Below are 12608 nucleotides of genomic sequence, written 5' to 3'. Positions count from 1 at the left end.
ATTCTTCTTTCCAAAGCAGGGCACCAGATAGTCTCTGCATTCGATATTAACCCAGACGCAAGAGTAAGATTTGCAGAGGCTTTGAACACCAACGTCGCAGGAAGACTGGATGAGGCTGTCCTCGGCCCAGATGTGATTCTCATTTCGGTTCCGGACAGGGCCATAGAAGACGTATCGCACGCAATATCTTGTTCCCAGGACCTGAGGCAAGGCGTCTACATTGGACACACCAGCGGTGCCCTCAGCTCAAGATCACTTCACCACGTGAAGGCTGAAGGATGTCCCACATTCTCCATGCATCCAATCCAGACATTCGCCAGCGTTGAATCTGCTGTGAAGGCGATGCCCCAGTCGTATTTCGGGATCGAGGGTGATCCGGAAGCCCTAAGACTGGCAGAAGAGATTGTCACCTCCATTGGTGGAAAACCCCTTCTCATAAATCCTGATCTTAAGCCTCTCTATCACGCAGCCCTGTGCGTTGCATCTAACTTCCTGGTAACTTTACTCGATATGGCTGTCAAACTCTGCGAAGATGCAAAAATAGAAAAAGAGAAGGCTTTGAACATAATGCTTCCCCTCATAAAGACGACTATGTCCAATTTTGAACAGTCAGGGACACGCGCACTCACCGGGCCCATCGAGAGAGGAGACGCCGGCACAGTCAAGGGGCAACTGAAGGTAGTCGAAACCCTTGAGCCAAAGATGATCCCAGTATATCTTGCCCTTGCAAAGGCGACGGTATCTATCGCTCAAGAAACGGGGAGCATAACAGTGGATGAGGCTAAACTTTTCCTGCAAACCCTCGAATCTGTTGACAAGCAGACCCTGGAAGAATAGAATCCCCAGAACTTACGGGTGGAAATAGATGCGGACTTCTGAAATAGTGGAAAAGGTGCTCAAGCACATCGAGGCGGAAGAAGTCTCGGAAATCGGCAAGATACTCACTGAACTTCATCCTGCTGACATTGTCGCAATTATTGAGGCCCTTCCCCCTCAATACAGAGTCGAAGCCTTCCACACCCTTCCCACGGATATTGCTGCCGATGTGATTGTTGAACTGGCCGATGAACCTCTGGACACAATACTCACCCACATCGACCCGAAGGAAATCTCCGGCCTCGCGAGAAAGATGAGTTCTGACGAAGCCGCCGACATCATAGCAGGACTGCCGCCTGAAGATAGAGCCGAAGTGCTTTCCGCTTTGCCACTCGAGGAGTCGAGCAAAGTCAAGGAACTCCTGAAATTCCCCGAAAACAGCGCTGGCGGAATTATGGATACCAAGTTCACCAGCATCTTCAAGGGGATGACGGTTACAAAGGCTGTGGATTTGCTCAGAGAGAGCGCGCCTGAGCCGGATGAGCTCTACTATGTCTATGTGGTTGACAGCGATAGCAAACCGACAGGGTACGTAACTCTTCCAGACCTCTTGCTTGCTTCTCCAGAGCAGAGCATCGAGTCAATCTCAAGGGAATTCCCGGACGTTGTTCGCCTCGAAGACGATCAGGAAAAGGTGGCCTCTGTCATCAACAAATATGACCTGCTGGGCGTACCGGTAGTTGATGACCTGGGAATCATGAAAGGCGTTGTGAGAATTGACGACGCAATTGATGTCATGGAGGAAGAAGCCACCGAGGATATACTCAGGATGGGAGGTGCAGACGCAACTGAGTCTGTATTCACGCCCACCGGGCGTTCTGTGGCCAAGAGGCTTCCATGGCTCTATATTAATCTAGTAACTGCAATCCTGGCTGCAGGCATCGTGGGGCTCTTTACCAAGACCATATCTGCTGTAGTTACGATCGTTGTTTTCATGCCGGTAGTCGCAAACATGGGAGGCAATGCGGGCACACAAACCCTCGCAGTAACCATCAGGGGATTGGCTCTGGGTGAACTCACCTTAAGGAACACCTGGAGTTTCGTTCTGAAAGAGGCAGCAGTCGGAGTCCTTAAAGGACTTGCTGTCGGTTTTGTCACCGCGGCGGTAGCCTTTCTCTGGGACGGGAACATAGTTCTGGGCCTGGTAATAGGTCTTTCTTTGGTTATCAATCTTTTCGTGGGTAGCCTTGTGGGAGTGATGATCCCGGTAACGCTGCGAAGGATGAAACTCGACCCGGCTCTGGCCTCTGGAGTCTTTGTGACCACTATCACAGACGCTGTTGGATTCTTCTCAATCCTTGGGCTTGCCACAGTGTTCCTCAGATATCTCAAGTAAGTCCCATGGCTAACATATGTAAGACCGATGCGATAGCCCTCAAAGGAATGAGATACAGAGAGACGAGCAGGATAGTGTCTCTCTATACGAAGAAATTTGGAAAGGTGAAAGTGATCGCCAAGGGCATAAGGAGGCCGAAATCCAGGTTTGGCTCCTCCCTGGAACCCTTCACTGTGTCAAACATAGTCTTCTACAAGAGAGAGCAAAAGGAACTGTACAACATTTCCGAGGCTGACATTGTGAAAGAGCATGCTGCTCTCAGAAAAGACCTTGAAAGAATCAGCACAGCGTATGTCATCATCGACTTTCTCGAGGTCGCAAATCCCGAAGAGTCTCCAAATATCAGGCTGTATGCACTTGCAGATTCAATGCTCGATACTGTCGAAGACTTCCCACGGACTTTGCTTGACCTTGTGTTATGGACATTTCTCATCCGTGCGGCAGGAATGCTGGGCTATGCCCCTGTTTTTGATCGGTGTATAAAGTGCGGGAAGAAGCAAGAGAAAATGGGGTTTAACCCCTCAGTGGGCGGCACCGTATGCCCTCAATGTTCACTCGGAGAGGGAGGCTTATGGAAAGTAAGTCACGACTCACTCGATCTGATGGACAGACTGTCAAAAGGATCTCTGAACAGTGACTGCCAGAAACCTTCCGCAAAACAGGCAGAAGAGATTTCAGACATTCTCCGAGCCCACCTCCTCTACCACACCGAAAGAAACATGAAATCCTTCGATTTCAAGAAGTCGTTGGAAGCTTCGAAGATCTTTGGTGAGAAGTCTGACTAGCTGTCAGCTGTTCCCATCCGAAAAAACGCGGCGTGGTTGTTCGAGTAGTCGTAGGGGCGCGGTCTCCGCACCCATCCCGCTGGGCAGGGAAACCCTGCCCCTACAGAGTCTTAGCTGGCAGCCGGGAGTTGACGGCCAGTGAAAATGTCAGAAAGTCATGCTGCAAATCCTTCGCGAACTCGCAGGGCACCGTCCCCGAACTCTCGATCTTTCCTTGACCTCAAATCCTCCTTGATGCATATGTGGAGAACTGATATTATTCAGTTGGTCTGGCGTCTAGGGCTCGTCCAGCGTGGCATAACTCATCCCAAGAGGCGAGATCCAAGCTATGATGGAGCGGATCGACATTCGAACAACAGGAGGTTGGAGGTGAAAAAGTTCTTGCCCTACTTAATAATTGGAGTGTGTGTCGTGCCTGTGGGTCTCGTTGGCGCATGGATTTGGAAAGCATTCGAACTTACTGGAATCAACTTCCTGATTCTCTGGCTCTCCGGGGTAGCTGTCATATCTGCAGTAGCCTATCTGGCGACGAGATCGACAAGACGCAGCTCGAGGCAATAGTTCTAGTAAGGACTGCATCTGAATGACCACCGGAGGCAGGCATGCACTTTTGCACTTTTGAAGCTCGATGTAATGGCAAAGATTTACCTTTTGAGGTTGGCTGCTACCGATGACGCCGTTAGAGAAACGACTAGAAACCAACAAAGATAGATTTGAGGCATTGTCGCGAGAAGAACATTTCGCTTCAGCAAAGAAGTGTATTGCAAAGTTGGGCGGTTCGTACAGGGCTTTGGGGCTCTGGGAAGACGCCCTGCGCGTCTTCGATATTGGACTCTCGCGGAGTCTGAAGGCAAGTGATGTAGGCGGAATATCGGAATTTCTAACATGGAAATCGAATGTTCACTATCATATGGGTCAGTACGGCAGGGCCATTGAGCTTGCTGCTGAAGGCTTGGGTCTAGAAATTCCTGACTCGGACAGAGCTAACCGTATTTCGTACTATCTTGCAAATCCCTATCTGATGCTGGGTGATATCGAGAGATATATTGCCCTGGAGGAGCAAGCACTTGAAATTACAAAGAAACTTGCCGGGAAGATCCCAGAAAACCTGGAGCCCTGGATATTGTGTCGGTTGGCAAAGGGGCAGGACATGCTAGGGGTTTCGCAGAAGACCAATCCGGTATTGACAGAACAGGTTCAGAGATTCAGGAATCTGAGACAAACGTACGGGATCCCTTTCAGCTTATTGATCTTGGGAAAGAATCTGCTCGGCCTTGGCAAGTTGGATGAAGCGAGGCAGACTCTGACGGAATCATTGAACCTATACCAGAAGAATGTACAGGAAGGTTTTGTCGTAGATGTTTTGGTGGAACTGAGCGAAGTTGCCCTTACTATGGAGAATTGTGAGGAGGCCAGACTACATGTAGACCGAGCCATCGAGGAGGCACGAAAAGGGCCAAGAAAAGCGGAAGGACTTGCTGACAAACGACACCTAAATCAAGCTCTCGTACAGGGGGCCAAGGTTTACCTACGTCTCAATGGAAGAGACAGGGCTCTTTGCTTTTACGAAGAAGCTCTGGACCTGGCACTAGAGTCAAACAGGAAGCTGATGATTACTGAGCTACTCGGACTGCAGAAGACTCTCACGGACAGCATCTGAGAAACCCCTCCGAGGCTCTTTCGAGGTCAGGCCTTTGACATCCACACAAAGATCGTTCCATCTGGCAATCTCTGGATACCCTAGTTCTCGCAAAACCACCGGGGCAAGGCACGAACTCTTGGACATTTGAAGCTTGATGCGCTGGCAAAGATTTACTTTCTGATGTTTCGCTCCAAGTCAGCAACCTGTTAGATCCCAAGTAGGCGTTCAATCAGCGGGGCCAAATTCTTGTCGATTTCCTTGCTTCCCCCTGTCAGCCTTGTATCTATCAGTCCGTCTTGATCAATGATGATATGTGTCGGGAACCCGCGAACGCCAAAGTGACTAACCACCCTCCCACCTTTGGAGACAACATCGTATGCAAACTCCGTTTCTTTCAGAAATTGCCTCATCGCCTCATCATCGTCTAATCCAATGGCAATAAACACCACTGCCTTTTCCCGGAAAGCTTTCACCAGTTTGTTGAGGCTGGGGATCTCCATCCTGCATGGCGCACATCCTAGGTACCAGAAATTGAGTACAACCACCTTGCCCCGTAAAGACTCAAGGTCGAACCGTTTTCCGTCCAGTGAAGTAACTTGAAAGGATGGCGCAGAGGGTTTCTCTTCCTGTCCAGCCGTAGAACCCGTCCTTATGTACTCGTCAAATCCCTCCATGCTGCCATGTTTTCTTTTGTAGAGAACCTCCAATGAATCCTTTGCTTCTTGCGATCCCCTACGCCAAGCTTCTACATGTGCCGATTCCGTGCGGGACGGTTTCGATAATCCTCGCCAGATCTGGGCCTCAACCAGATACGACTCAGGTCTCGTCTCTTTTTCCAGGGCCTGGGCAGCTTTCACCGCAGACAGTGCGCCTGTGTAATTTCGTTGCATCAGGCAGAGCTCAGCCATGACCAAGTAGCCGCTTGGAAGCAGGAATTCGGTGCCACTGCCTGAAATGTCCTCATACAATCTGAGTTTGCCTTTGTGGGTAAGCTCGACGGCCTTCTCAATGAGCGATGAAGCCTCTTCTACCTTCTCGCCATGGACCTTGTAGGCCTGAGCAAGATTGTAGTAAGGCCTTGGATTTTCAGGTTCATCCTCTATCCATTCCCTGCAGATCGCTTCCATGGTCTTCAAAGGGAAATCCTTCTGCCAGCAGAGCGATGAAGACTTATCCCGTGCAAATTTGGTGTTGGAGTAACGCTGGATCGTCTCCCATATCCATCCCTTGACCACTTCCGGCCCCTCACCACCGATATTCTGTGCAAACGCTTGGTACTGGTAGTCGCCCAGGGCATGCGCAGTCAGCCGGGAGGATGGATACCCTTTTAACATCTTCGCAAGAGTCTCTCTGCTCTTTGCTTCTTGCTTGAGAAGCAGATACCCATAGGACAATGAGTAGAGATAACCCACTGGTTCACCCTCAACTGTGTCCGAAAGCTTATCTATATCCTGCGCGATGATTAGAGCCAGTGAGTCCTTATCGTATTGTGATGCTTCAATGAACCATTTTGTCCTGTACGCGGCGTAATTCCTAGGGTAGAGGGCCATCTCCTTGGCAAACATCTCTCTGTAGTCGTGATCTCTTGAAGACATCATTTGTTCGTATGCGCCTCTGCCTGGCACGCCGTCAGGTCGATAGATCATTTCTGAGACCATTGCCCTGAGGTCCCAATCGTCCATGGTTATGAAGTAGAATGTCACAAAAGACACCCCATCCTTAATAGACAGCTTGTGCATTAGAAGGTGCCGGAATCCGCTCATCTCCCCCCAAACCGTTTCTATCCGGTCTGAGAAGTATAGCCACCCTATTATGTACACTTTGTCAGCAGCCGAGAACTTGGCACCGGGCGCACTGGGGTCGTAGGTCACAGTCAATAGTTCTCCCCACCTTGGCTTGTCCGGTCCGATCTTCGCTATTTGCCCGTATGAATTGCAAGCAAAGAAACTCAGCACACAGAGTGCGATGGCCCAAACCACCAGCATAGCCCTTCTCATCAAAGCCTCACTTTTTACGCGAATCAGAGCCCCATGTCCTTCACCATCCTTCTGGATTTCCGTGCTACACTCTATCATTCATTAGGTTGAGAGTCAATGGCGCAGCCAAACTCGTCCAAGTGTGGCCCGAGGCATATACGCATTTGGGGACGTTGTCCTTTGGTTCTCACCTGGGGAAAACCGTCCTCTTGCAACCTCCCTCCCACCCCTACATGCCTATCCCCCAAATCTGACCATTAGACACTTTGACAATTGTCAAAACGTCTAAATGTGATATCATAAGATAAGGAAGGAGGGCTAGGATGAAAGAGAAGGAGTATCGCGCGTCAAGGTTGATGAGAGAACTGGGGGCTCCAATCAGGTATCAGATCGTAAAGTTCCTGGAGGGTGGACCCAAGACTGTCTCCCAAATAGCAGCACACGTGGATCGCACGATAGCTACAGTGTCTCATCACCTTCATATCCTCCGGGCAATAGACGTGGTGCGCTACGATACCAGCAAGAGAAACGTCATTTATCGTTTGAAGGCCACAATGGTACCCGCATTGCTCGCCGTGGCCGAACGTTGCGCGGCGAAGCTTGAGATCAAAAGAAAATAGCAACATTTCGATACTTTGACAATTGTCAAAACGTCAAAATGATCAAAGTGACAAGCCACATAGGGAGTACACCATACACTGTAAGACTACCTCAAGATGCAAGTTCTAAGATGCAAGACTGCGGACACCAAAACATGAAATTCAGAAAAACGCACCGAGTCGCTTGGTGGCGTGAGCTGTTTTTCATCCCGAGCTAGCTCGCCCACCAGGACTCCACTCACCATGAACTCTGGCAGCAGAAAGAAGAATCATTGGTGTTGTGGAATTAATCGTATAGACATATAATTCTCACAGATGAGTGAAAGACAGGAGGGAGTCGGCATGAATTTCGGGAAAGACATTGTCAATATAGATCTGGAATGCACTGGCACAGACAGCAGGCTTTATTCTATCTGCGAGATTGGTGCAGTTCTTCTTGACAGATGCACTCTGGAGATCAAGGGAGAATTTGAATCTCTCATATTCCCGTACAGAGAGAACTTCGATTCAAGAGCGATGAAAGTTCATGGAATACCAAAAGAGGATTTGTATAGAGCTCCAACACTTGTTGATGTACTTGATACTTTTCAGTTGTGGATCCTCCGAGAAGCAGGTGTCGAAAGCGAAAGAAAGGTTTGTCTGTCTGCCTGGGGAGCCTATTTTGATATCCCCTATCTGAAAGAAGCCTATTCCTTTCTGAACAGGGAGTATCCCTTTGATTCAAGATACTTTGATATCAAGGCCATCGCAAGGTGGGAGTTTGCTTTGATGAATCAGGCTTTCACAAAGGGAGGTATTGGGAGGTGTAGTAGACTGCTGAACATACCATTTGATGAAACCAGGCGTCACCGAGCTCTTGAAGATGCCAGGTTAGGCGGTCTAGTTATTAAGGAGTTGAAGGAAAGGCGAACCCAAAGCCTATGAATATGTTCTCCGAAAGGGGACTGAGACAGTGAACGTAGAAAACCGCCGGGGGCAGGCATGGACTTTTGAAGCTTGATGTGCTGGCAAAGATTCAGATTTCAGCGTTTGACCCATAATGCTTTCATGCACTATAATGGTGGCGCGCCTATTCGGGAAGCGAGATAATACCTGGCCAAGGCATATTTTCATAACTGAGTAGTGACATACTGTACGTAATTCTTGGGAAATCGACTATGATCAGTCGGAAGATTGTCACAGGGTTACTAATCTGGTTTATTGTGGAGGGTCTGCTGGTCCACGGTGCTCAGGCTGTCTCCTGGGGGGCAATATCGCTACGTACTGGGCTGGCTACGCAGATTGGTGTATTCACGTCATTCAAGATTCGTGACACTGAAGGGAAAGAATGGAGAGGTTTTGACGGGTATCCGTTGGTGGCTATGTCGGGATTCGGCGAAATACAGTGGAATCGGATTTCGGGGTATGGATGGGTATCTGTCAATTGGCTGAGCCCCTATTTTGGGAAGAATCTGAGTACGCCAACTGCAGACCAAGTCATAACACGGGGCGGTCACTCTCCGAAAGGGATTGGGCTCAGTTACTCATTTGTTGTGGCACCAGGACTCGAGGTGAGACCACGACTCGGCTATACCTGGACAACTCTGGTTGGACGACTGGAACTACGGGACAAACAGACTGGTGAAGTTCGTAGGGAAGTAGGCCACCAAGAATGGGACGAAAACATTCATATTGGCGTAAATGCCAGGTTGTGGCAAGATATTGACAATCCTTGGAACATAGAAGGATGTCCCAAACTGCAGGTAGAATACCGGTATGCTTCCGTTCTAGGTGGGACACACACTGCCACAGCCAGTTTCAAGTTGTCTGAACGGGCCGGTGTAGGTTTCTTTAAGGAAAACCAAGCGGTCAAGATTGTCGCCCAGTTTGTGGCCAGCCCATCTGTCAAGTCTATATCAGCTGGGCTGGGCGCGGATGGCTGGTGACGACATCCGCGAAGCGCGAAGCGTAGAAATTGAGCTGCAGTCTACAAGGGATGGGACTCGCATGCACTTTTAAAGCTTGATGCGCTAGCAAAGATTTACCTTTTGAGGTTTGACCCCGCCCCCACATAACTCACTCTAGTCGTTTCCAGTACTTCCTTTTCCAACCATCTGATTCTTCGTACTTCGACAACCTATATCCCCATTCCGGAGACACAAGCACAGTGTGCGTATCGTCTTCGCTTTGTTTGTCAGCCGTACCTGGGCAATGAATAATGTAGCCACCTTGTCCTACAACTCGCTCGAATTCCTTTAGCTCCTCTTGAAGTCGCCAACCCAAGGCGTGCGACGTGATGAGTACGTCGGCAAACCCATCCGGGAAGGGAATCGAATGTAAGAAGCCGTCAACCACGAATAGGTTCGAGAGTTCGAGTCTCGCCGCCTTTTCGCGGATGAACTCCCTGAGCCTTGCGACAGGCTCTATGGCAAACACCCGATGGGCGGATTTGGCTGCCTCCAGAGCTACTCGTCCAGTGCCAGCCCCACAGTCTAGTACGACCTTACCATCAAGTCTGGCGATTGAGGTCACTTCGCCAAAATCCCATGCGTGGAACTCCGCAGAGTCATAAATCTCGGGATACAGATTGTAAACGAGCAGATCAGAGATTGCGGCGAGCACTCTTTTCTCGAAATTCTTCAGCTCGTGTGAATCGACGCTAGCCCTAAATTCACGCTTCAGACGATCAACAAATGTCTCAACCTGTGGGCACTTTTTGCGCAGGAATCTTTCGATCGATGGATGTGCAAAGAGCACCTCTGCAAACTCACGTTCTGGGATCCAGCCCGGCAAATAGCCAATCTGAAATGCTTCCAAAAGAAAGAGATCCTCAATCTCCAAGGGGGCCTTTTCAAACAGGTCTGTGGGCATGAATGACCTCCTCCTGTGGCTGATGTCTGCGACTCAGATAGTTCGGCTAGAGTTTTTTATCCTTCTGAAGCCTGATGTATTGGTAAAAACTTGCTTTCTGAGGTTTGACCTGTCTTCGCTCAACTCTGCTGAGCTTCGACGGGCTCCGCCCTCAGGTCCAAAATTCAAATCTCAAGGTTCTATCCCAGATGTCTCCATTGATCTCAGCCAATAACGAGAAATCAGTCGCCCTTTCCACAAATGGAAGACTAGGAAGCAAAGCATACTCACGAAGAACTGTAAAGTAATGAATACCAAATCAGCGCCGACCTCCCTGAGACCAATTGAGAGTAATAAGAAATCCACTTCACCACCCATAAGCCCGTAGACATAGCCTATCTCATACACCCCATAGAACAGCCTTAGCCATATTCGGAGAAGGCAGAATAGTGCGATGACTACGAACCAGAGCAGATGCTTACTTAGCAAGCTCTCGAGCCTCAGCCGCCAGTGATACATCTTGCTTTCACTCTTTTCTTTGGCGGCCGATTCTCTCCTTATCGAACGTGAAATCCTGATGAAAGCAACCAGGCGCTCAATCGCTAGCCCTAGGATGAGCAGGAGAAACAGAGGAAAAAGAGGGTAGTGCAGATTTTCTGTCCCTGTTGCTCTATACAGTACTGGCAGCTCGTGGATTATGTGTGTGTCTATCATACCTATCTCCTCTCCCTATTCCGTTTCACTTCTTTTCTGCAGCTATCGGACATCATAGACAGCGCAGAGTGTCCCGCTGTTCACAACAAGGAAACGTCCATTCGGAGATGACAAAAGGGAAGCGTCCTTGCCTTCCAAGGTCAGTATCGTGTCTAAAATTCGGCCGTTGCCAAAAATACACAAGTCGAGTTTATGTGGGGGTGAACTGGTGATTACGGTGCCAGCCATAAGTTCCTTATTCGACAAGATCGCAGCCGCCCCTAGATAGTGTACATCATGATCCGGTCGATAACTCCACAAAATGTCGAGTGGACGGGTCGTGGCAAAGTGAAGCCCCTTGCTGTTCAAAACCAGCATATACTCTGCGTCCGTTGAGAACGCCTGATAAGCAACTCTGGGAATATCAAGGTGTCCTATCACATTTCCCTTTCTGTCAAGAAGATAGCTCCTATCACGGACTGGGGCGCTGGTAAGCGATCCATCATTTGAAACGCATACATTTCTGGTATGCTTCCCTTTGACCTTGCGTGTCCAGAGTTCTTTTCCTCTGCTATTGTACCGGGCCAAGGTGCTGGAATCGCCTCCCGTAAACATACCCCCACTGACTACGAGGTGGCGTCCATCTGCCGAGAGATCGGCTGTACCATCGTTGCCATAGGGAAACCATGCCCGAACCTTCTCTCTTTTGTCATCGTAGAAGTCATAGTATGAAACACCGCCGAACCTCCAGCCATCATGAGTGGCAACTATAGTCTTGGCATCGTCCGAGATATAGGAGCGCCCGGGCATACTGAACAGCCTCCAGAGTTCCTTCCCCTTCCAGTCCATGAGAATAAAAGCACTCTCCTTCTCCTCACGCTGATATTCTTCCCAACTTCGCTTGGCGCGCTCGACCAACTCAGCACCAAAAAAGTCGAACCCGGTATCAGATGGTTTAAGTCTTCCCAGATCTTTCGTCCTCTGTCTGGCTTCCGCGTGCCATCTCAATGGGCAGAGCATGAAGTATTTGAGGTTTTTTGAGATTGTAATACGCCATTTCAGCCGTCCATCTTTGGGCAACTCTATTGCTTCACCCTCATTGGTATAGAGCACTTTCTCTCTCATGACCGCGATGATCCGCAGGGCATTTAGGAGCCACTCCTTCTCTTCTTCAGGAGCATCATTCCTTTCCAGCTCTTCCTTGACATTTCGAGGCGGAAATCCTTCGTCCTCAGTGAACAGTTTCTCCTCACCCGACGTCTTCCAGATCAGCCTGATAGAAAACGTCTGTTTTCTGTAATCTTTTCCCCATTTGGCCACGGAAACACCAGGGAGGGACAGAAACACCAGAACGGTGCTGATGCCTGCTGCCAGTGCTAACCTTGCTCTGTTCATTGCTCGCCCCCAGTGTGGAAACCACGAAACCCATCCAGCCTATTAAGGATGAAAGACTCTGTCCTTGCTGTCAAGAGCTTTTTGGGGCCGATCTCAGACTAAGGGCAATGTAGATACCCCGGAAGTGGCTTAGAGCATTCTGTGCCGCCTTGGCTGAATAGCTCCAACGAACTTCGACTTTTCACCTGCAAGGTGATGGCAGAAATCCACTTGTTCAATACCGAACCCCCACCTCCATCCCTCCTTCGCCTTGTTTGGCTTCGGAGGACAAGCCTCCCCCTTTCTCAAAGGAGGAGGAATAAAAGGAGAGGGATTGGCCTAAGTGCAAGGTTTGAGCCATGATGGGTGGGGAGGACTAGTCGCAAGTGGTGCTACTCCCGGACGTTGTGGAAGCTTATAACCCTCCCCTCTATCCCCTCCCATCTAGGGAGGGGAAGTTGGGGTGGGTATGACTCCATCAAAGCCAAGATGGGCGGG

Annotated in this window: 12 protein-coding genes; 8 read left to right on the top strand and 4 right to left on the bottom strand. The window is 49.6% G+C overall.

The window, feature by feature from the left end; genetic code table 11:
• From E3J62_04185 to E3J62_04165, 5 genes are all read left to right on the top strand, one after another.
• A partial coding sequence (locus E3J62_04185; protein TET46476.1) for a DUF2520 domain-containing protein occupies positions 1–837 on the top strand: 837 nt, incomplete at its 5' end.
• Between the two features lie 28 nt (positions 838–865).
• Positions 866–2212: a magnesium transporter gene (gene mgtE / locus E3J62_04180; GenBank protein ID TET46475.1), complete on the top strand. Its 1347-nt coding sequence runs from the start codon at positions 866–868 to the stop codon at positions 2210–2212.
• A 5-nt stretch (positions 2213–2217) separates the two neighbouring features.
• Entirely contained in the window at positions 2218–2997 is a 780-nt protein-coding gene (gene recO, locus E3J62_04175) for a DNA repair protein RecO (GenBank protein ID TET46474.1), read from the top strand.
• Positions 2998–3366: 369 nt separating this feature from the next.
• The gene (locus E3J62_04170; GenBank protein ID TET46473.1) at positions 3367–3558 is read left to right on the top strand and encodes a hypothetical protein; all 192 of its coding nucleotides are present in this window, start codon (positions 3367–3369) and stop codon (positions 3556–3558) included.
• 109 nt (positions 3559–3667) lie between these two features.
• Positions 3668–4657 carry a tetratricopeptide repeat protein gene (locus E3J62_04165; GenBank protein TET46472.1) on the top strand — a complete coding sequence of 330 codons (990 nt, stop codon included), beginning with the start codon at positions 3668–3670 and terminating at the stop codon, positions 4655–4657.
• Positions 4658–4845: 188 nt separating this feature from the next.
• On the opposite strand, the gene E3J62_04160 is transcribed toward E3J62_04165, so the two are convergent.
• Complete coding sequence (locus tag E3J62_04160; GenBank protein TET46471.1) at positions 4846–6714, bottom strand: TlpA family protein disulfide reductase; 1869 nt, start codon at positions 6712–6714, stop codon at positions 4846–4848.
• A 224-nt stretch (positions 6715–6938) separates the two neighbouring features.
• Here E3J62_04160 and E3J62_04155 point away from each other — a divergent pair, with 224 nt between their 5' ends.
• The 3 genes from E3J62_04155 to E3J62_04145 all read left to right on the top strand — a co-directional run bounded on the left by E3J62_04155 (position 6939) and on the right by E3J62_04145 (position 9139).
• Positions 6939–7235, top strand: a complete 297-nt coding sequence (locus E3J62_04155) for a transcriptional regulator (protein ID TET46470.1) — start codon at positions 6939–6941, stop codon at positions 7233–7235.
• 294 nt (positions 7236–7529) lie between these two features.
• Positions 7530–8138 carry a 3'-5' exonuclease gene (locus tag E3J62_04150; GenBank protein ID TET46469.1) on the top strand — a complete coding sequence of 203 codons (609 nt, stop codon included), beginning with the start codon at positions 7530–7532 and terminating at the stop codon, positions 8136–8138.
• Positions 8139–8371: 233 nt separating this feature from the next.
• The gene (locus E3J62_04145; protein ID TET46468.1) at positions 8372–9139 is read left to right on the top strand and encodes a hypothetical protein; all 768 of its coding nucleotides are present in this window, start codon (positions 8372–8374) and stop codon (positions 9137–9139) included.
• Positions 9140–9269: 130 nt separating this feature from the next.
• Here E3J62_04145 and E3J62_04140 read toward each other — a convergent pair whose 3' ends face one another.
• From E3J62_04140 to E3J62_04130, 3 genes are all read right to left on the bottom strand, one after another.
• A complete protein-coding gene (locus E3J62_04140) occupies positions 9270–10064 on the bottom strand; it encodes a class I SAM-dependent methyltransferase (GenBank protein ID TET46467.1) in 795 nt (264 codons plus the stop codon).
• Positions 10065–10235: 171 nt separating this feature from the next.
• Positions 10236–10757: a hypothetical protein gene (locus E3J62_04135; GenBank protein ID TET46466.1), complete on the bottom strand. Its 522-nt coding sequence runs from the start codon at positions 10755–10757 to the stop codon at positions 10236–10238.
• 42 nt (positions 10758–10799) lie between these two features.
• Positions 10800–12131 carry a hypothetical protein gene (locus E3J62_04130; protein ID TET46465.1) on the bottom strand — a complete coding sequence of 444 codons (1332 nt, stop codon included), beginning with the start codon at positions 12129–12131 and terminating at the stop codon, positions 10800–10802.
• Positions 12132–12608: the final 477 nt, after the last annotated feature.

The organism is candidate division TA06 bacterium, from assembly GCA_004376575.1.
In the GTDB taxonomy this organism is placed as follows: domain Bacteria; phylum Hydrothermota; class DG-26; order E44-bin18; family E44-bin18; genus E44-bin18.
The sequence above is the reverse complement of the archived record's forward strand: the minus strand, read 5'-3'. Positions and strand labels throughout refer to the sequence as shown.

Coding starts and splice junctions, on each gene's coding strand:
- mgtE (TET46475.1), top strand. CDS start 866: ATGCGGACTTCTGAAATAGTGGAAAAGGTGCTCAAGCACATCGAGGCG.
- recO (TET46474.1), top strand. CDS start 2,218: ATGGCTAACATATGTAAGACCGATGCGATAGCCCTCAAAGGAATGAGA.
- E3J62_04165 (TET46472.1), top strand. CDS start 3,668: ATGACGCCGTTAGAGAAACGACTAGAAACCAACAAAGATAGATTTGAG.
- E3J62_04160 (TET46471.1), bottom strand. CDS start 6,714: ATGATAGAGTGTAGCACGGAAATCCAGAAGGATGGTGAAGGACATGGG.
- E3J62_04155 (TET46470.1), top strand. CDS start 6,939: ATGAAAGAGAAGGAGTATCGCGCGTCAAGGTTGATGAGAGAACTGGGG.
- E3J62_04150 (TET46469.1), top strand. CDS start 7,530: ATGAGTGAAAGACAGGAGGGAGTCGGCATGAATTTCGGGAAAGACATT.
- E3J62_04145 (TET46468.1), top strand. CDS start 8,372: ATGATCAGTCGGAAGATTGTCACAGGGTTACTAATCTGGTTTATTGTG.
- E3J62_04140 (TET46467.1), bottom strand. CDS start 10,064: ATGCCCACAGACCTGTTTGAAAAGGCCCCCTTGGAGATTGAGGATCTC.
- E3J62_04135 (TET46466.1), bottom strand. CDS start 10,757: ATGATAGACACACACATAATCCACGAGCTGCCAGTACTGTATAGAGCA.
- E3J62_04130 (TET46465.1), bottom strand. CDS start 12,131: ATGAACAGAGCAAGGTTAGCACTGGCAGCAGGCATCAGCACCGTTCTG.